Here is an 18998-nt window from a genome sequence, read left to right as displayed (position 1 = left end):
GTTTGCCGGTGCTGTAAATGCCGAGCGACCAGAGCAGCAGTCCCAGGAGCACGCCGAGCACCGCGAGGAGGACATCGTCGCGGCACGGGGGCGGCGCTGGTCGTGGCGGCCGGGGGGCCGGGTGGTGTTCCTGGTCCTGGTCATGGCGGTCGTCCCCGAGAAGTCAGGGCCCGGAGGTACCGGGCGGTAACTTGGTAGGGGAGTTCTACGGTTCGCGACCACCCTCCGCAACGGCGCCCCCGGGGCCGGGGCGGGCGGGGGCCGTTCACCTATCCGGGTGGGCGCCGCAGGCCCCCGGCCGCTCACCGTGTCCGCGAGCGGCACGCGGTGGACGGATTCCGGCCGGCGCCCCGCAGCCCGAAGGGGGACCGCCGCCGTCACCGGACGGAGTCCGGTCAAGTCGTATCCTGAGGGCGTTCCCGACTACTGAAAGCAGCCGGCCATGCGCGTGTACGTCCCCCTGACCCTCCCCGGGCTCGCCGAGGCGCACAAGGCGGGTGAGCTGGGCCCCGCCCCGCTGCGTGCGTACGCCGTCACACCCGGCCTGCGGGAGTGGTACGCGTCGGACGACATCGAGGAGCTGGAGTACGCCGCCCTCGGCCGGGCGGCGGCCGCGTCCCTGCGGATGCTCGCCGAGGACGACGGCGTCCCGCGCAAGCGCGTGGTCGTGGCGGTCGACGTGGACGACAAGGCCGCCGCCGCGACCCCCGGCCTCGACGAGGCCGCCCTCGGACAGGTGTCCCTCACCGCCGCCGTGCGGCTCTCCGTGGCCGCCGCCGTGCACGTCGACGCCGATGACGCCCTGGACGACGTGACGGCCGCCGCTGCCGCCCTCGGGGCCGCCGACGGCGGGGACGAGGACGCGCAGTTCACCGTGGACGGCGCCGAGGACCACGAACTGCTGTGGTTCGGCGTCCAGGAGATCCCGGGGCTGCTGAAGTGACCACCCCCGCCACCCCCGCCGGCCGCGCCGTCCCCGCCGCACCCGTCCACATAGTCTGGGACTGGAACGGCACGCTGCTGCACGACATCGACGCCGTGATCACCGCCACCAACGCCTCGTTCGCCGAGTTCGGCTTCGCGCCGATCACGCTGGAGCGCTACCGCGAGCTGTACGTCGTACCGGTGCCGAAGTTCTACGAACGGCTGATGGGGCGGCTGCCCACCGACGCCGAGTGGGAGGTCATGGACGCGACCTTCCACCGGTACTACTGGGCCGCCGCCGACACCGCCGGGCTCGCCGAAGGGGCCCGGGAGCTGCTGCGGGACTGGCAGGCGGACGGGCTCACGCAGTCCCTGCTCTCGCTCGCGCCCCACGAGAAGCTCGTGCCGCTCGTGCAGGCACACGGGATCGAGCGGCACTTCCTGCGCGTCGACGGCCGCATCGGGCCCTCGCACACCAGCAAGGCAGGGCATCTCGTACGGCATATGCAGGCCCTGGAGGAGACGGGCGTGAGCACCGGCCGTACGGTCCTCATCGGGGATGCGGTGGACGATGCGCTCGCCGCAGCGCACGTGGGCGCCCGGGCCGTCCTTTACACGGGTGGTTCGCACAGCCGCAGCAGTCTGGAACGAGCCGGGGTCCCCGTCGTGGACTCGCTGGCAGAGGCCGTACTCACTGCTCGCGAGCTGGCCGAATAGTTACTGGCATCGGGCGGGTCGCGTCACTGCGCACATCGTCAAACTTCCCGACCTGCTTTTGTACAGATCTGGTGCGTGACTAAGGGGGGGTCCGGCGAGATAGCCTGGTACCCGTGATCAGCGCGATAGTTCACGGAGGCACTGCCGCCTCCGGCCAGCGCCCGGCGCACGACCGTGCCCGGGCCTTCGCTGATCCCCGCTGCCGGGACCTCGCGCCGATCATGGCCAAATCCCTCCCGGGCGGCTCTCACGACGGCATGGCGCCGATTCCGAACGGTCACCCCGCATCGCGGCGCTACGTCATTCCTTCCTTCACCTACGTCACGCAATGGCGCGCGACAGGAGCCAGAGGACATGCAGACCAAGCTGGACGAAGCAAAGGCCGAGCTGCTCGCGCGGGCGGCACGGGTAGCTGAGCACAGCCCGGCCGGGGGGCTACTTCCGACTGGGTCCGAGCAGGGAGAGCGGCCCGACCGGGAGACGACTCTCTCGTACCTCCAGCGCTACTACCTGCACACCGCCCCAGAGGACCTCCTGGACCGGGACCCGGTCGACGTGTTCGGGGCGGCGCTCTCGCACTACCGGCTCGCCGAGAACCGGCCGCAGGGCACCGCGAACGTGCGCGTCCACACCCCCACGGTCGAGGAGAACGGCTGGACGTCCAGCCACTCCGTCGTCGAGGTGGTCACCGACGACATGCCGTTCCTCGTGGACTCCGTGACGAACGAGCTGTCCCGGCAGAGCCGCGGCATCCACGTCGTGATCCACCCGCAGGTCGTCGTCCGCCGTGACGTGACCGGCAAGCTGATCGAGATCCTCGGTCCCGACTGCGACGCGCACGGCCCCAAGACCGCGCGCCCCCACGACTCCCTCGTCGAGTCCTGGATCCACGTCGAGACCGACCGCGAGACCGACCGCGCCGACCTCAAGCAGATCACCGACGACCTGCGCCGCGTCCTGTCCGATGTCCGCGAGTCCGTCGAGGACTGGGAGAAGATGCGCGACGCCGCGCTGCGCATCGCCGACGACCTCCCGAACGAGCCGACCGCGCCCGACCTGCTTGAGTACGAGCTCGAAGAGGCCCGTGAGCTGCTGCGCTGGCTCTCGGACGACCACTTCACCTTCCTCGGCTACCGCGAGTACAACCTCGTCGACGGCGACGCCCTGGCCGCCGTGCCCGGCACCGGCCTCGGCATCCTGCGCTCCGACCCGCACCACAGCGGCCAGGAGGACGACCACCCCGTCTCGCCGTCCTTCAACCGGCTGCCGGCCGACGCCCGCGCCAAGGCCCGCGAGCACCACCTGCTGGTGCTGACCAAGGCCAACAGCCGCGCCACCGTGCACCGCCCCTCCTACCTCGACTACGTCGGCGTGAAGAAGTTCGACGCCGAGGGCAACGTCGTCGGCGAGCGCCGCTTCCTCGGCCTGTTCTCCTCCGCCGCGTACACGGAGTCGGTCCGCCGGGTCCCGGTCATCCGCCGCAAGGTCGCCGAGGTCCTCGAAGGCGCCGGCTTCTCGCCGAACAGCCACGACGGCCGCGACCTGCTCCAGATCCTGGAGACCTACCCGCGCGACGAGCTGTTCCAGACCCCGGTCGACAAGCTCCGCGAGATCGCCACCTCCGTCCTGTACCTCCAGGAGCGCCGCCGGCTGCGGCTGTACCTGCGCCAGGACGAGTACGGCCGCTACTACTCGGCGCTCGTCTACCTGCCGCGCGACCGCTACACCACCGGCGTGCGGCTGCGCCTGATCTCGATCCTCCAGGAGGAGCTCGACGGCATCAGCGTCGACTTCACCGCCTGGAACACCGAGTCGATCCTCGCCCGCATCCACTTCGTCGTCCGCGTTCCGCAGGGCACCGAGCTGCCCGTGCTGACCGACGCCGACGTCGAGCGCATCGAAGGCCGGCTGGTCGAGGCCGCCCGCTCCTGGGCCGACGGCTTCGGCGAGGCCCTGGTCTCCGAGCTGGGCGAAGAGCGCGCCGCCGAGCTGCTGCGCAAGTACGGCACCTCCTTCCCCGAGGGCTACAAGGCCGACCACTCGCCGCGCGCGGCCGTGGCCGACCTGTGCCACCTGGAGCGGCTCTCCGCCAGTGACCGCGAGTTCGCGCTCTCGCTGTACGAGCCCGTCGGCGCGGGCCCCGGCGAGCGCCGGTTCAAGATCTACCGCACCGGTGAGCAGGTCTCGCTGTCCGCGGTCCTGCCCGTGCTCCAGCGCCTGGGCGTCGAGGTCACCGACGAGCGGCCGTACGAGCTGCGCTGCAGCGACCGCACCAACGCGTGGATCTACGACTTCGGCCTGCGGATGCCGGTGTCGTCCTCGAACGGGGACAGCTACCTCGGCGACGACGCCCGGGACCGTTTCCAGGACGCCTTCGCCGCGGTCTGGCAGGGCGACGCCGAGAACGACAACTTCAACACCCTGGTGCTGAGCGCCGGGCTCACCTGGCGCCAGGCCGTGGTGCTGCGCGCGTACGCGAAGTACCTGCGCCAGGCCGGTGTGAACTTCAGCCAGGACTACATGGAGGACACCCTCCGCAACAACGTCCACACCACCCGGCTGCTGGTCTCGCTCTTCGAGGCCCGCATGTCGCCCGGCCGCCAGTCCGCCGGCACCGAGCTCATCGACGCCATGCTGGAGGAGCTGGACGGGGCCCTGGACCAGGTCGCCTCGCTCGACGAGGACCGGATCCTGCGGTCCTTCCTCACCCTGATCAAGGCGACCCTGCGGACCAACTTCTTCCAGCTCAACGACGCGGGCGAGCAGCACGCGTACGTGTCGATGAAGTTCGACCCGCAGGCCATCCCGGAGCTCCCGGCTCCGCGCCCGGCCTACGAGATCTGGGTGTACTCCCCGCGCGTCGAGGGCGTCCACCTGCGCTTCGGCAAGGTCGCCCGAGGCGGCCTGCGCTGGTCCGACCGCCGCGAGGACTTCCGTACGGAGATCCTCGGCCTGGTCAAGGCGCAGATGGTCAAGAACACCGTCATCGTGCCGGTCGGCGCCAAGGGCGGCTTCGTCGCCAAGAACCTGCCGGACCCGTCGGTGGACCGCGACGCGTGGCTCGCCGAGGGCATCGCCTCGTACAAGATCTTCATCTCGGCGCTCCTCGACATCACGGACAACATGGTCGGCGGCGAGGTCGTGCCGCCGACCGGCGTGGTCCGCCACGACGAGGACGACACCTACCTCGTCGTCGCCGCGGACAAGGGCACCGCGACCTTCTCCGACATCGCCAACGGCGTCGCCGAGGCGTACGGCTTCTGGCTGGGCGACGCGTTCGCGTCGGGCGGCTCGGCCGGCTACGACCACAAGGGCATGGGCATCACCGCCCGCGGCGCCTGGGAGTCCGTCAAGCGGCACTTCCGCGAGCTGGGCCACGACACCCAGACCGAGGACTTCACGGTCGTCGGCGTCGGCGACATGTCCGGCGACGTGTTCGGCAACGGCATGCTGCTCTCCGAGCACATCCGCCTGGTCGCCGCCTTCGACCACCGGCACATCTTCCTCGACCCGACCCCGGACGCGGCGACCTCGTACGCCGAGCGCCGGCGCCTGTTCGAGCTGCCGCGCTCCTCGTGGGCCGACTACAAGGCGGAACTGCTCTCGTCGGGCGGCGGCATCCACCCGCGCACGGCGAAGTCGATCCCGATCAACGCGCACGTCCGCGAGGCCCTCGGCATCGAGGCGGGCGTCACCAAGATGACCCCGGCCGAGCTGATGCAGACGATCCTCCAGGCCCCCGTGGACCTGCTGTGGAACGGCGGCATCGGCACGTACGTCAAGGCGTCGTCCGAGACGCACACGGACGTCGGCGACAAGGCCAACGACGCCATCCGCGTCAACGGCGGGGACGTCCGGGCCAAGGTCATCGGCGAGGGCGGCAACCTGGGTCTGACCCAGCTCGGCCGCATCGAGTTCGCCCGGATCGGCGCCGGCGGCGAGGGCGGCAAGGTCAACACCGACGCCATCGACAACAGCGCGGGCGTGGACACCTCCGACCACGAGGTGAACATCAAGATCCTGCTCAACGCGGTGGTCGCGGACGGGGACATGACCGTCAAGCAGCGCAACAAGCTGCTCGCGGAGATGACCGACGAGGTCGGCCGCCTGGTGCTGCGCAACAACTACGCGCAGAACACGGCCCTCGCCAACGGCATCGCCCAGGCCCCCAGCCTGCTGCACGCCCAGCAGCGCTTCATGCGCCGCCTGGAGTCGGCCGGACTGCTGGACCGGAGCCTTGAGTTCCTGCCCGCCGACCGGCAGATCCGCGAACTGCTGAACAACGGCAAGGGCCTGACCCAGCCGGAGCTGGCCGTCCTGTTCGCCTACACCAAGATCACGGTGGCGGACGAACTCATCGCCACCGAGCTGCCGGACGACCCGTACCTGCGCCGCCTGCTGTACGCGTACTTCCCGGGCGCCCTGCGCGGGAAGTTCCCGGAGCAGATCGACGCACACGCGCTGCGTCGCGAGATCATCACGACGCTGCTGGTCAACGACACGGTCAACACCGGTGGTTCGACCTTCCTGCACCGGCTGCGCGAGGAGACCGGGGCCTCCACGGAGGAGATCGTCCGGGCTCAGCTCGCGGCCCGCGAGATCTTCGGCCTGGCCGAGGTGTGGGACGCGGTCGAGGCGCTGGACAACAAGGTCGCGGCCGACGTCCAGACCCGGGTCCGCCTGCACTCGCGGCGCCTGGTCGAGCGCGGCACCCGCTGGCTGCTGAACAACCGGCCGCAGCCGCTCCAGATCACCGAGACCATCGAACTCTTCGGCGACCGGGTCGGCCAGGTCTGGGCCGAGCTGCCCAAGCTGGTGCGCGGCGCCGACCTGGAGTGGTACCAGTCGATCATGGACGAGCTGACCGGCGAGGGCGTGCCGGACGAGCTGGCGGCCAAGGTCGCCGGATTCTCCTCGGCGTTCCCGACGCTGGACATCGTCGCGATCTCGGACCGCACCGGAGTCGACCCGCTGGGCGTCGCCGAGGTGTACTACGACCTCGCCGACCGCCTGGACATCACGCAGCTGATGGACCGGATCATCGAGCTGCCGCGGGCGGACCGCTGGCAGTCCATGGCGCGCGCCTCCATCCGCGAGGACCTCTTCGCGGCGCACGCGGCGCTGACCGCCGACGTGCTGGGTGTGGGCAACGGCAACTCGACTCCCGAGGAGCGCTTCAAGGCGTGGGAGGAGAAGAACGCGGCGATCATCACCCGGGCCCGGACGACCCTGGACGAGATCCGCGGGTCGGACGACTTCGACCTGGCGAACCTGTCCGTTGCGATGCGGACGATGCGTTCGCTGCTGAGGGCCCACGCCTAGTCCCTGCGGGGCAGTGACGGAGAAGGGCTGCCCGGGCTTCGGCCCGGGCAGCCCTTCCGCGTTCGCGGCGCCCTTGCAGGCCCCGTCAGCGGCCGGAGGTGAACGCCTCGTACGCGTCGCAGACCTCGGCCGAGGGGCCGTCCATGCGCAGCACGCCGGACTCCAGCCAGATCGCCCGGTCGCAGGTCTCGCGGACGGTGCCGATGCTGTGGCTGACGAGGAAGACGGTGCCGGCCTGCTCGCGGAGTTCCTCGATGCGGGCCTGGCTGCGGCGCTGGAAGGCGGCGTCGCCGGTGGCGAGGGCCTCGTCGATCATCAGGACGTCGTGGTCCTTGGCGGCGGCGATGGAGAAGCGCAGCCGGGCGCCCATGCCGGAGGAGTACGTGCGCATGGGGAGGGAGATGAAGTCGCCCTTCTCGTTGATGCCGGAGAAGTCGACGATGCCCTGGTAGCGCTCACGGATCTGCTGCTTGGACATGCCCATCGCGAGCCCGCCGAGGACCACGTTGCGCTCGCCGGTGAGGTCGTTCATCAAGGCCGCGTTCACGCCGAGGAGCGAGGGCTGGCCGTGGGAGTAGATCTTGCCGCGGGCCACGGGCTGGAGGCCGGCGATCGCGGAGAGCAGGGTGGACTTGCCGGAGCCGTTGGAGCCGATCAGGCCGATGGCCTCGCCCTTGTACGCGACGAAGGTGACGCCCTTGACGGCGTGCACCTCGCGCATGCCGGGGGCGGGCTTGCGCGAGAAGATCCGGCTGAGGGCGGCGGTGGCGCCGCCCTTGCGGGCGCCGGAGCCGTGCACCTTGTAGACGACGTGGACCTCGTCGGCGATGACGGTGGGGACGCGGGTGTCGGCGACCGCCGCGGCCGGTGCGGGTGTGCTTGCGGGTGCGGTTGCGGTGTCAGCCACGGCCGTACTCCTCCTCAGCCTTCCAGAAGTAGATGAATCCGCCGACGCCCGCGAGCAGGGCCCAGCCGACGGCGATCGCCCACACGTGGTGCGGGAGCGCGTGCGGGTCGAAGCTGTCGATCAGCGCGAAGCGCATCAGGTCGATGTAGACGGCCGCGGGGTTGGTCTTGAGCACGACGGTGACCCAGTGCGCGAGGTGGTCCTTCTTGAGCATCTGGTCGATGGACCACATGACCCCGGAGGAGTACATCCAGGTGCGCAGGATGAACGGCATCAGCTGGCTGACGTCCGGGCTCTTGGCGCCGATGCGGGCCATGACCATGGCGACACCGGCGCAGAAGACCGCCATCAGGAGCAGGGTGGGCGCGGCCAGCAGCCACTTCAGGGTCGGGGTCTGGCCGCAGGCGAACAGCAGGAGGACGAGCGCGCCCATGGTGACCAGCAGCTGCTGGAAGAGCTGGACGACCGTGGACAGGGGCAGGCTGGCGCGCGGGAAGTGCAGGGCGCGGACCAGGCCGAGGTTGCCGTGGACGGCGCGGGTGGAGGCGTTGATGGAGCTGCCGATGAAGTCCCAGACGAAGACGCCGGTGATCAGGAACGGGATGTAGTCCGGCACGTCGTGGCTGGCGTTCATGACGATGCCGAAGATGAAGTAGTAGACGGCCGCGTTGAGCAGCGGGGTCACCAGGTGCCAGACCTGGCCGAGCCGGGCCGTGCTGTACGTGGCGTGCATCCGGGCGGAGGCGTACGCGGTCACGAAGTGGCGGCGGCCCCAGAGCCGGCGCACGTAGTCCGGGAGCGTGGGGCGCGCGCCGCTGACGGTCAGGCCGTGGGCGGCCGCCAGCTCTGCGAGCGTGGCGGACGGGGCGGGCGCGGCTGGCGTAGGGGTCACGGGGGTCACGGGGGTCGCTTTCGACGGGGTCGGGGCGTCGGGACGGGTCCGTATCGTCGCTACGGCGAGGTTAGGGCGCACTACGACGGAACGCAACCGTATCGTCGTGACGAGTGGGTGGCGGCGTGCGCGGCTATGCTCTGGGCATGACCACGGACCCTGCCGACGCCCCCGCCCCCGCCCGCCGCGCCCCCGCCGGGGCCGCCGTCCTGCGCGAGGACGTGACCGAGGCGATCCGGGCCGCGGTGGTGGAGGAACTCGCCGCGGTCGGGTTCTCGCGGATGTCCATCGAGGGGATCGCGCGGCGCGCGGGCGTCGGGAAGACGGCCGTCTACCGGCGCTGGAAGTCGAAGCTGCACCTGGTCCTCGACCTGGTGGGCGCCTTCGCGGTCGACGGCCTGCCGGTGCCGGCGACGGGCTCGCTGTACGGGGACGTACGGGCCCTGCTCGAAGTGATGTCGCACGTGCTGCGGCACCCCGTCGCCTCGGCGGTGATCCCGGACCTGCTGGTCGAGGCGGCGCGCAACCCGGAGATCGCGGACGCGGTACGCGGCGCCCTGCTGGACGGGGAGCGGCGGATGGCCGAGGGGATCGTGTCGGAGGCCGTGGCACGCGGCGAACTGGCGGAGGGGACGGACCCGGGCCGGGCCCTGGACCTGGCGATCGGCCCCCTCTACTGGCGCCAGGTGGTGGCGCGCGACGCCGTACCGGCGCCGTACCTGGACGACCTGGCCCGCTCGGTGGTGGCGGGCCTGAAGGCCACGTCGCCCGGCTCCTGACGGGCCCCCGGACCCGCCGCGCCCGGCCCTACGGCCAGAGGCCCGGCGTGGTCACCGACGCCAGCGTCGGTCCCGGGACGCAGGACGGGGCCGTCGGGGCCGGGCGGCGCTCCGGGAGCGGGACCACCGGCGGGACCGCCGCCGGCTGGCCCAGGAAGACGCGCCGCACGACGCGCTCGGCCGCGTGGCCGTCGTCGTACGAGCAGAACCGCGACCGGAACGCCGCCCGCAGCTGCGCCGAGCGCGAGCCCTGCCAGTGGCCGGTGGTGAAGACGTCCACCAGCTCGTCCTCGGTCCGGGCGATCGCGCCCGGCGGGCACGACCGCAGGTCGAAGTACGTGCCGCGGGCGGCCTCGTACGCCTCCCAGTCGTCCGCGTGGATCACGATCGGCCGGTCCAGCGCCGCGTAGTCGAACATCAGCGACGAGTAGTCCGTCACCAGCGCGTCGGACGCCAGACAGAGCTCCTCCACCGACGGGTACGCGGAGACGTCGATCAGGCGCGGGTGGCGCACCGGCAGGGCGGGCGCGTCCGCGTACGTCAGGTGGGTGCGCGCCAGGATCGTGAACCGCGGGCCCAGATCCCGCAGCACCCGCTCGAAGTCCAGGTGCTCGGGCCGGCTGCGCCGGTAGTCGCGGTGGGTCGGCGCGTACAGGACCGCCACCCCGCCCGCCGGGATGCCGAGGCGTTCGCGCAGGGCCAGGACGTCGTCCAGGGTCGCCCGGTGGAAGGCGTCGTTGCGCGGGTAGCCGTATTCGAGCGTGGTGTACGAGGAGGGGATCGCCTTCTCCCACACCAGGGTGGAGTGGCGGTTCGCGGAGAGCAGGTAGTCCCACTGGTCCGCGCCGCGCAGCAGGCCCGCGAAATCAGCCGTCGGCGCGGCCGCCGGCCGGTCCTGGAGATCCAGGCCGACCCGCTTGAGCGGGGTGCCGTGCTGGGTCTGCAGCAGGACCTGGCCCGGGCGCTTGACCAGGGCGCGGTCGAAGTTGACGTTCGTCGTGAGGTACGCGGCCCGGGCGAGCGCCGTCCAGTACGCCGCGGAGCCGGGGCGGAGCACGGCCGTCTCCGGCGGGAGCGTCGCCGCATGCTGCGGGTCGCAGATCCACGCCGTCCGCATCCGGGGCGCGAGCTCGCGCAGCTTGGCCTCGATGGCGGCCGGGTTGCAGGCGTAGCCGCCGTGCCAGTACGCGGAGAAGACCGCCAGCTCCGCGTCCAGCGGCAGGAGCCGCTGGACGCGGTAGTGCAGCCGCAGCGCGCTCTCGCGCAGGCCCCGCCCCAGCGACACCCCCGTGCGCCCCGCCGCCAGCGCGGCCGAGCGGAGCACCGACAGCGTGCGGTACGTGCGGCGCACGCCGAGCCGCATCAGGGCGTGCCGGATCCGGTCGGTGCGGGACAGCGGCAGCGGGGCCGGGCCGGCCGGCCGGTAGCGGCGCAGCAGCACGGAGGCCCGGTGGAAGAACTCGGCCCGGCCGGCGCGCGGGAGGCGGCGCGGGTCGGCGTACAGGGCGCAGAAGTGCTCGGCCATCCGCCGGTGCACGGTGAGGCGCCAGCGCTCCAGCTCGGGGCGGGTGCCGAGGTATCCGAAGACCCGGTCGTACTGGTCGAAGATCTCGAGGTGGCGGCGGCTGGTCGTGGTCAGGATCGAGCCGGTGCGCCGCTGGCGGTAGTGCACGCACACCCGGTCCAGGACGGCGATGGACTCGGCGGCCAGCAGCGCCGGGTACGTCCAGGGGGTGTCCTCGTAGAAGCCGGGCGGGAACTCCAGGCCTTCGCGCTCCACGTACTCGCGGCGGTACGCCTTGTTCCAGACCACCATCAGCATGCCGAGGAGCGCCGGGCGGTCCGCGAGCCGGAAGCTGGCCGGACCCTCCTCGGCCAGCCGGTGCGAGAGGCGGTTGCGCACCAGTTCGCCGGTCCAGAAGGTGCGCGCGTAGTCGTAGACGAGGACGTCCGGTGACCCGGTGTCCTTGAGCCGGTCGGCGATGGCCTGGAGGGCGCCCGGGGCCAGGGTGTCGTCACCGTCGAGGAAGACCAGGTAGTCGCCGGCGGCCCGGGCCAGGCCCGCGTTGCGGGCCGGGCCCAGGCCCAGGTTCTGCGCGAGGTGCACGGCGGTCACCCGGGAGTCCCTGGCCGCGTACTCGTCGATGAGCGAACCGCAGGCGTCCGGTGAGGCGTCGTCGACCGCGATCACTTCCAGATCCGCGTACGACTGGGACAGGACCGAGTCCAGACTCTCCCGGAGGTACGCCTGAACCTTGTACGCGGGCACGATGACGCTGAACCGGGGCACGGCACATCCAGGGGTCGGCGCGGGCATATGGCTCCCCCGGCTACCGCTGGGTGGGGGTCCCCCCGGACGAAGTCCGGGGGAGTGCCCCCAAGGAACCCCTGGCGTGGCGATCGGGTTACGCAGCGTGCGGCATTCGGGTTGCCGGGCGTCGGCGCTGCACGTCAACTGCCATGCGCTACTTGATCGCCCCCGCCATCACCCCCGAGACGAACTGCCGCTGGAAGGCGAAGAACACCACGAGCGGCACCACCATCGACAGGAACGCGCCGGGCGCCAGCACGTCGATGTTGTTGCCGAACTGCCGTACCTGCTGCTGGAGGGCGACCGTGATCGGCGGGTGCGCCGAAGACGCGAACACGAGCGCGACCAGCATGTCGTTCCACACCCACAGGAACTGGAAGATGCCGAGCGAGGCGATCGCCGGCCCGCCCAGCGGCAGCACCACCCGTGTGAACAGCCGCAGTTCGCCCGCGCCGTCGAGCCGGGCCGCCTCCAGCAGCTCGCGCGGGATCTCCGCGAAGAAGTTGCGCAGCAGGAACACGGCGAACGGCAGCCCGAACGCGGTGTGGAACAGGACCACCCCCGCCGTGGTCTCGAACAGCCCGATGGCGCCGAAGAGTTCCGACACCGGGATCAGCGCCACCTGCACGGGGACCACGAGCAGCCCGACCACGACCAGGAACAGCCAGTCCCGTCCCGGGAACTCCAGCCAGGCGAAGGCGTATCCGGCGAACGAGCCCAGCACGAGCACGAGCAGGGTCGCCGGGACCGCGATGGCGACCGTGCTGAGCAGGGCGTTCGTGATGGTGTCGTTCGCCAGCAGCCGCTCGTAGTTGTCGGCGGTCAGCCGGGTCGGCGCGGTCAGCGCCTGCCACCAGCCGCCCTTGTTCAGGTCGGTGGGCGAGAGGAAGGAGGAGATCAGCAGCCCGAGCGTCGGCACCAGCCAGAACAGCGCGGCCAGGACCAGGAACACGCGGACGGCCCCGGCCGCCGCAGCGGCCGCGAGCCGGCCGGCCCGGGCACCGGCACGGGGAGCGGGGCGGGCACCGGCACGTGCTCCCGGGCGGGCCTGGGCGGAGGCGCTCATCGGGACCCCTCCTTCCGCAGCCTGCGGATGTTGTAGAGCATGACAGGGACCACCAGCGCCAGCAGCAGCACCGCGATGGCACTGCCCAGCCCCGGATCGGCGTCGGTGCCGAAGGAGGTGCGGTACAGCTGGAGGGCCAGGACGTTCGCGTCGTCCTGCACCGAGCCCGGCGCGATCACGAAGACCAGGTCGAAGATCTTCATGACGTTGATGACGAGGGTGACGAGGACGACCGCCAGCACAGGCGCCAGCAGCGGCACGGTGACCCGCCGGAACACCTGCCACTCGTTGGCCCCGTCCACCCGCGCTGCCTCCAGCAGCTCCCGCGGTACGGCGGCCAGCCCGGCCCCGATCAGCACCATCGCGAAACCGGCCCACATCCACACGTACGCCCCGATCACCGCCGGGGTCACCAGCGTCGGGCCGAGCCACTGCACCCCCGCGTACGGCTCCCGGAAGTTCGACGCGGGCAGCCGCAGCAGCGCCCCGTCGGCCTTCGCGGACAGGGTGAACGTGCCGTCGGCGCGGGTCGTCGCCGAGTCGACCACCTTGCCGTACTTGACCGCCTCGATCCGCATCCCCGCGAAGCCGGACTCCGTCGGGTCGACCGTGTTCGTCCGGCCGCCGCCGCCCCGGGTGAAGTCCTGCCAGGCCGTCCCGGTGACCTTGCCGGGCTCGGCGGCGGCGTCCCGGGCCGGACGGGTCCCTGCCGGCAACGTCTCGGGGGCCACGCCGACCAGCGGGAGCAGCACCGGCACCCCCGCCCGTACGGGATCACGGGTCGTGAAGCCGCCCGCGGCGGCCCCTGCGGCCGGGACCAGCGGGGAGTCGCGGCCCGGACGGGCCTTCGGGAAGGCCGAGGACTGTGCGAAGGTGTCGTGCACCCCGACCCAGACCGCGTTCGCGACGCCGCGGTCGGGGTCGTGGTCGTACACGAGCCGGAAGATGATGCCCGCCGCCAGCATCGAGATCGCCATCGGCATGAAGACGAGCAGCTTGAACGCCGTGCCCCAGCGCACCCGTTCGGTGAGCACCGCGAAGACCAGGCCGAGGGCGGTGGCCGTGGCCGGCGCCAGCACCACCCACAGCGCCGTGTTCTTCAGGGCCGTGCGGATCGTGTCGTCGTGCAGGATCTCCCGGTAGTTGTCCCCGCCCACGAAGGTGTCGCCGGAGCGGTCGAAGAGACTGCGGTACACCGAGTAGCCGATCGGGTGCACGACCAGCGCGCCCAGCAGCACCAGGGCGGGCAGGAGGAACGCCGCCGCGACGAGGCGGCGGCGCCGGGCCTCCGCCGACCGTGACGTCGCGGATCCCGTGGCGGCCACGGGATCAGTTCCCGTAGGCCTTGGCCGCGTCCGCCTCCAGTCTGGCCTGGGTGCCCGCCACGTCCGACGGGTTCGCCAGGAAGTCCTGGAGCGCCTTCCACTCGCCGGCCCCCGGGGTCCCGCCGAACGCCGACGGGGCCTGGTCCGACATGTCGAAGCGGAAGTCGTCGCCCGCCGCGATCAGGGCCTTCGCGATGCCCCGCTGGATGTCGTTCGGATAGGCCTTCAGGTCCACCGACTTGTTCGGGGAGACGAAACCGCCCTCGCGGGCCTGGATCTCCGCCGCGTCGGGGGAGGCCAGGAACGTCAGCAGCGCCTGCGCCCCGGCCGACGGCTTCAGCGCGACCGCGACGTCGCCGCCCGAGACCACCGGCGGCTTGGCGCCGACCGCCGGGAACGGGAAGACGAGGGCGTCCTTGCCCACCTTCGCCTCGGTCTGCGCGATGTTCACCGCCACGAAGTCGCCCTCGTAGACCATCGCGGCCGCCGGCCGGTCGCCGCCGGTGAAGGTCTGCGTCACCGACTTCGGGAACTCGGTGGCCAGCGCCCCGCTCGGGCCGCCCGCCAGGAAGTCCTTGCGGCCGAACAGCTCGCCGAGGGTGGTCAGCGCCTGCTTGACGCTGTCGTCCGTCCACTTGATCTGGTGCTTGGAGAGCTGGTCGTACTTCTGCGGGCCGGCCTGCGAGAGATAGATGTTCTCGAACCAGTCCGTCAGGGTCCAGCCGTCCGCACCGGCCACCGAGACGGCCGGGGTGCCGGAGGCCGAGAGGGTGTCGGCCGCGGTCAGCAGCTCCTTCCACGTCTTCGGTGGCTGCACGCCCGCCGCCTCGAACGCCTTCGCGTTGTACCAGACCAGCGACTTGTTGGCGGCCTTGTAGTACACCCCGTACTGGGTGCCGTCGACCGCGCCCAGCTTCTTCCAGCCGTCGGAGTAGTTCTTGTCGAGCTGCGCCTTGGCCTCCGGCCCGACCGGCTGAACCCACTTGTTCTGCACCGCCGAGACCAGGGCCCCGACCTGCGGCAGCAGCGCCACGTCCGGCGGCTGCCCGCCGGCGATCTTCGTGCCGAGGAAGGTGACGATCGGGTCCTGGGCCGGGACGAAGGTGACCGTGGCACCCGTCCGCTTCTCGAACTCCTTCAGGACCTTCGTGAAGTTCGCCTGCTCCGGCCCCGTCCAGACCGCCGCGACCTCCAGCTTCTCGCCGGTCAGCTTCGGTAATTGCACCCGCTGCCCGGGCTGGGCGGATGCCTCCGCGCCCTGTGGCGGGCCCTCCTCCTTGTCCCCGCCGTCCCCGCACGCGCTCAGCGCCAGCGCGCCCGCGGCCGCGAGAGCCGTCCAGGCGGCGGCGCGGCTCCCTCTACGGTCCTTCGTACGGCTCGTTCCCTGCCTGCGCATGGCTCTGCCCCCGATGCCCGTGGGTGTGACTGGTCCCACAAGGTCTACGCCGAGCCGCGCACCCCCGCAATACCGCCTCGCAGCGTGTCGCCGCGTGTCGGGGTGCGGGCTCGGCGCGGGGCGGCGCGTCGCGGCCTACGGAGCCGGCGGGAACAGCACGGGTATCGCCGAGACCAGATGCGAGGCCCGGTCCAGGGCGCTCGCCAGCAGCGCCAGGTCGGTCGGGCCGTTGCCCAGCTCGCGCACGGGGCGGCGGGCCGGAGGGTCGCCCATCCGCTCCCACTCCACCGGAACCACGGTCGGCCGCTGCGTGGCCGTCCGCGGGATCCGGCCGGTCACCCGGCCGCCCTGGAACGGGATGGTCCGCCCGTCGGCATGGCGCAGCCGGCCACGGCCGGGCCCAGGCTGGTCGGGGGCGTCCAGCTCGATCCGGAGCGGATGCGCACGGGCCAGCTCGGTGTCGGCCGTACGGTCCGGGCGGGCGCTGGCGGCCACCAGGTGCACACCGAGCCGGGAGCCGTCGCGGGCCACCGCGTCCAGCGCCCGTACGACGGAGCCCGCGGCGGGGCGGCCCGTACTGCCGAGCCCCGGCGCGACCAGCGCGTCGAAATCGTCCACCAGCACCACCAGGCGGGGCAGCGGGCTCGGCCCGGCCGGCTCCGTGCGCGGGGCGGCGGAGCGCAGCCGCAGTGTGCCGGTGCGCTGCGGGTCGAGGTCGCCGTGCAGTTCGCCGGGGCCGGGCCGGCGGGGCGGGACCAGCTGGTCGGACACTGCGCGGTGGGCGTGCCACTCGGCGAACGGAACCCCGTCCAGGAGCTCGGCCCGGCGCTTCAGCTCGGCGCCGAGGGCTTGGGCGAACTCCCGCATGCGGACGGGGTCGGAGGCGACGAGGTGGGCGGCGACGTGCGGGAGCTCGGTGCAGGGCTGCAGTCCGTCGCCGCGCTCGCTGCCGGCCCCGTCGAGCAGGATGAGGCCCAGCCGGTCGGGCCGGGCGGCCGCGGACAGCGAGGCGGCCACCGACCGCAGCAGCTCCGTACGGCCGCTGCCGGCGGGTCCCTCGACGAGGAGGTGGGGACCGTCCTGGACCAGCTCGGCACCCACCGGCCCGCGCCGCCCGCTGCCGAGCACGAGCTCGACGCGGCCCCCGACTCCGTGCCCCTGGTCGGTGTCGGCGGCCCAACGAGCCATCAGGGAGGCCGGGGTGGCCCGCGCCAGCCCCAGCTCGTCCAGCAGCCGGGCGGTGTCCGGGAGCGCGGCGGCGACGGCCCGCCGGGCCCCGGCGGGGGAGGGCTCGGCCCGCAGCGGGGCCAGCGCCCGCGCGAAGCGCTCGGCCCAGGCCGCGGAGACGGCGTCGGCGGTGGCGGTGGTCCCGGGCGGGGACGGCCTGCCGCCGGTCACCGTGAACGTCCGTACGGTCGTGGCCACATCACCGCTGAGCAGGGCGACCGCACCACAGTCCCGGAAGGCGGCGCTGCTCGCGCAGGCGGCCTCGTACGTCTCCGAGAGCGGGGAGGCGGGCGTGGCGGCCGGCGTCTCGGCGAGCACGAGGACGTGGATCCCGGCGGCCGGCCCGTGCGAGGCGAGCCGGCCGGTGATGTCGCGCAGCGCCCCGGTGCCGGGATCCCCGTCGACGACGAGGAGCGTGTGCGGGCCCTGGTGGGCGGCCGCGGCTTCGCGGACGCTGCGGGCGTCGGCGGCGGCCCAGTTGGTGCCGAGGGGACCGTCGTCGAGGCGGCGGGTCAGCTCGCCGGTGCGGGCGGCGGCCTGTTCGCGGTCGTACGCGAGGAGCAGCCGGCAGTCCTGCCCGTGCGCGGGCCGCACGTGGGGCAGCCAGCCGAGCCAGCCCCAGTCGGCGCGCCGCTCGGCGATGCCCCGCGCGCGGTCCGCGGCCAGGAGCACGATCTCCAGCTCCCCGGGCCCGTGCAGAGCGGCGAGCTGGGCGACGACCGACCGGGCCACCCCGGTGAGCCGGGCCCGCGGTCCGGCGATGCCGAGCGCGCCGACGGCCTGGAACGCGACCCGGCTCCCGGCCCCGAGGCCGACGTCGAGCCGCCCGCGCGTACGGGACCACAGCCGCCGGGTCGGCCCGAGCGCGGCCAGCAGCAGCGCGGCCGGGTCGTCGGCATCGGGCACGGCGGCCACGGCCGGTTCGGCCACGAGGCCCGCCTCGGCCGCCTCTTCCCCCCGCACCCACTTCAGGGCCCAGGCGCCCAGCCCCCGCTTCCGCCCGGACCGCTGACCGCCCGCCTGCCCCGCGTCGGCGGCGCCGTACGCGGCATCGGCGTGGACGCCGGGTCCGCGGTCCGGACCGGGAGCGGCCGTGCCGGCCCCCGGGCCCGTGCCCGGGGTGCCGATGTGCGGGCCCGTGCCCGGAGCCGCCCCGGAGGGCCCGCCCGGGGCGGGGACGGAGGCGGCCGAGGGCGCACCGGGCTCTGGGTCCGTGCCGGTCCGGGCGCCGTCGGGGGCGTCCTGGGCCGGGCCCGCGAGGGAGAGGCGGCCTTCCAGGTCCGGGACGACCGGGAGCGGGGACGCCGCGTCGGGAGCCAGGCGGAGGGTCGATTCGCCGATGCGGAGCAGCGCGCCCGGCCGCAGCGCCACCGGCCGGCGTCCCACGACCGCGCCGTCCACCGTCGTGCCGTTCGTCGAGTCCAGGTCGGCCACCGACACCCGCCCGTCCGGCAGCACCGTCACCGCGCAGTGCAGCCGCGACACGTCCGGGTCGTCCAGCGGTACGTCCGCGTCGGCCGAGCGCCCGATCCGGATCGCCCCCGGGTGCATCAGGTGCACCCCGCCCGCGTCCGGGCCGGCCACCACGTGCAGCTGCGCGCCGTCCGTCCCGTCGGGCAGGACGTCCGGGACCGGCGCGTGCAGCCCCAGCACCGCCCCGTCCACGAGCGGCGGCTCCCCGAGCACCCGCCGCTGGAGGTCGAGCCGCTCCGTGCCGGCGTACAGCACGACCGTTCCCCCGGTGTCGGGCCCGCCGACGGTCGCCGCCAGGCCCGAGGCCACGGCGGCGAGCGCGGTGCCCACGGGCGCGGTGACGAGCACGTCACAGCCGGCGGGCGCGGTCTGGTGGCCGCTGCGCGACCCAAGGACGGTCAGCCGGATCTGCATCGCCGTCAGCGGTCCCTTCTGCGCGGTGCGCGGTGCGTGCGCCCGGCAGGGGTGCGACGGGGCGTGCCCGCCCGGTCAACCCCCCCACCCGGCACGGCGCGTCGTCCGGTCAGGTCTGCCGGAAGGCGGGCTCCCGTCCCGGCCGTTCCGTACGGGTGCATCCTCGCACCTGTCACGGACAACACGCCCGGCACCCGGCAATAAATGATCATGGATCATCGCACCCCCGCGCGCGCGATGCACAC

At 73.0% G+C, this 18998-nt stretch carries 12 protein-coding genes; 5 read left to right on the top strand and 7 right to left on the bottom strand.

Annotated elements, in window-relative coordinates:
- From ABTY04_RS22145 to ABTY04_RS22130, 4 genes are all read left to right on the top strand, one after another.
- Window positions 1-190, top strand: a 190-nt coding sequence (locus ABTY04_RS22145; protein WP_352215076.1) for a hypothetical protein, incomplete at its 5' end; no start/stop codon positions are given.
- Window positions 191-442: 252 nt separating this feature from the next.
- The gene (locus tag ABTY04_RS22140) at window positions 443-943 is read left to right on the top strand and encodes a DUF6912 family protein (protein WP_352215074.1); all 501 of its coding nucleotides are present in this window, start codon (window positions 443-445) and stop codon (window positions 941-943) included.
- Window positions 940-1641 carry an HAD family hydrolase gene (locus tag ABTY04_RS22135; protein WP_352215073.1) on the top strand — a complete coding sequence of 234 codons (702 nt, stop codon included), beginning with the start codon at window positions 940-942 and terminating at the stop codon, window positions 1639-1641. Before ABTY04_RS22140 ends, ABTY04_RS22135 begins: the two co-directional genes overlap by 4 nt.
- A 354-nt stretch (window positions 1642-1995) precedes the next feature.
- Complete coding sequence (locus ABTY04_RS22130) at window positions 1996-6963, top strand: NAD-glutamate dehydrogenase (RefSeq protein ID WP_352215072.1); 4968 nt, start codon at window positions 1996-1998, stop codon at window positions 6961-6963.
- 85 nt (window positions 6964-7048) lie between these two features.
- On the opposite strand, the gene ABTY04_RS22125 is transcribed toward ABTY04_RS22130, so the two are convergent.
- Together ABTY04_RS22125 and ABTY04_RS22120 are read right to left on the bottom strand one after the other, a co-directional pair.
- Window positions 7049-7870: an ABC transporter ATP-binding protein gene (locus tag ABTY04_RS22125; RefSeq protein WP_352215071.1), complete on the bottom strand. Its 822-nt coding sequence runs from the start codon at window positions 7868-7870 to the stop codon at window positions 7049-7051.
- A complete protein-coding gene (locus ABTY04_RS22120; RefSeq protein ID WP_352215070.1) occupies window positions 7863-8762 on the bottom strand; it encodes an ABC transporter permease in 900 nt (299 codons plus the stop codon). Before ABTY04_RS22120 ends, ABTY04_RS22125 begins: the two co-directional genes overlap by 8 nt.
- A 146-nt stretch (window positions 8763-8908) precedes the next feature.
- Here ABTY04_RS22120 and ABTY04_RS22115 point away from each other — a divergent pair, with 146 nt between their 5' ends.
- Window positions 8909-9541: a TetR/AcrR family transcriptional regulator gene (locus ABTY04_RS22115; protein WP_352215069.1), complete on the top strand. Its 633-nt coding sequence runs from the start codon at window positions 8909-8911 to the stop codon at window positions 9539-9541.
- Window positions 9542-9569: 28 nt separating this feature from the next.
- Here ABTY04_RS22115 and ABTY04_RS22110 read toward each other — a convergent pair whose 3' ends face one another.
- From ABTY04_RS22110 to ABTY04_RS22090, 5 genes are all read right to left on the bottom strand, one after another.
- Complete coding sequence (locus ABTY04_RS22110; RefSeq protein WP_502996691.1) at window positions 9570-11831, bottom strand: bifunctional glycosyltransferase/CDP-glycerol:glycerophosphate glycerophosphotransferase; 2262 nt, start codon at window positions 11829-11831, stop codon at window positions 9570-9572.
- Window positions 11832-12006: 175 nt separating this feature from the next.
- On the bottom strand, window positions 12007-12918 hold the full coding sequence (locus ABTY04_RS22105) for a carbohydrate ABC transporter permease (protein WP_352215067.1): 912 nt from the start codon (window positions 12916-12918) through the stop codon (window positions 12007-12009).
- The gene (locus tag ABTY04_RS22100) at window positions 12915-14243 is read right to left on the bottom strand and encodes a carbohydrate ABC transporter permease (protein WP_352215066.1); all 1329 of its coding nucleotides are present in this window, start codon (window positions 14241-14243) and stop codon (window positions 12915-12917) included. The genes ABTY04_RS22105 and ABTY04_RS22100 overlap by 4 nt, the downstream gene beginning before the upstream one ends.
- Window positions 14244-14247: 4 nt before the next feature.
- Window positions 14248-15639 carry an ABC transporter substrate-binding protein gene (locus tag ABTY04_RS22095; RefSeq protein ID WP_352215065.1) on the bottom strand — a complete coding sequence of 464 codons (1392 nt, stop codon included), beginning with the start codon at window positions 15637-15639 and terminating at the stop codon, window positions 14248-14250.
- 135 nt (window positions 15640-15774) lie between these two features.
- The gene (locus ABTY04_RS22090; protein ID WP_352215064.1) at window positions 15775-18753 is read right to left on the bottom strand and encodes an FHA domain-containing protein; all 2979 of its coding nucleotides are present in this window, start codon (window positions 18751-18753) and stop codon (window positions 15775-15777) included.
- Between the last annotated feature and the right edge of the window lie 245 nt (window positions 18754-18998).

Origin of the sequence: Streptomyces sp. NPDC097981 (assembly GCF_040302565.1) — a bacterium.
GTDB lineage: Bacteria > Actinomycetota > Actinomycetes > Streptomycetales > Streptomycetaceae > Streptomyces.
This window is presented reverse-complemented; position numbering and strand designations above follow the sequence as displayed.

Excerpts from the sequence above, each read along its gene's own strand:
- ABTY04_RS22140 (WP_352215074.1), top strand. The coding sequence starts at position 443 with ATGCGCGTGTACGTCCCCCTGACCCTCCCCGGGCTCGCCGAGGCGCAC.
- ABTY04_RS22130 (WP_352215072.1), top strand. The coding sequence starts at position 1,996 with ATGCAGACCAAGCTGGACGAAGCAAAGGCCGAGCTGCTCGCGCGGGCG.
- ABTY04_RS22115 (WP_352215069.1), top strand. The coding sequence starts at position 8,909 with ATGACCACGGACCCTGCCGACGCCCCCGCCCCCGCCCGCCGCGCCCCC.
- ABTY04_RS22105 (WP_352215067.1), bottom strand. The coding sequence starts at position 12,918 with ATGAGCGCCTCCGCCCAGGCCCGCCCGGGAGCACGTGCCGGTGCCCGC.
- ABTY04_RS22095 (WP_352215065.1), bottom strand. The coding sequence starts at position 15,639 with ATGCGCAGGCAGGGAACGAGCCGTACGAAGGACCGTAGAGGGAGCCGC.
- ABTY04_RS22090 (WP_352215064.1), bottom strand. The coding sequence starts at position 18,753 with ATGCAGATCCGGCTGACCGTCCTTGGGTCGCGCAGCGGCCACCAGACC.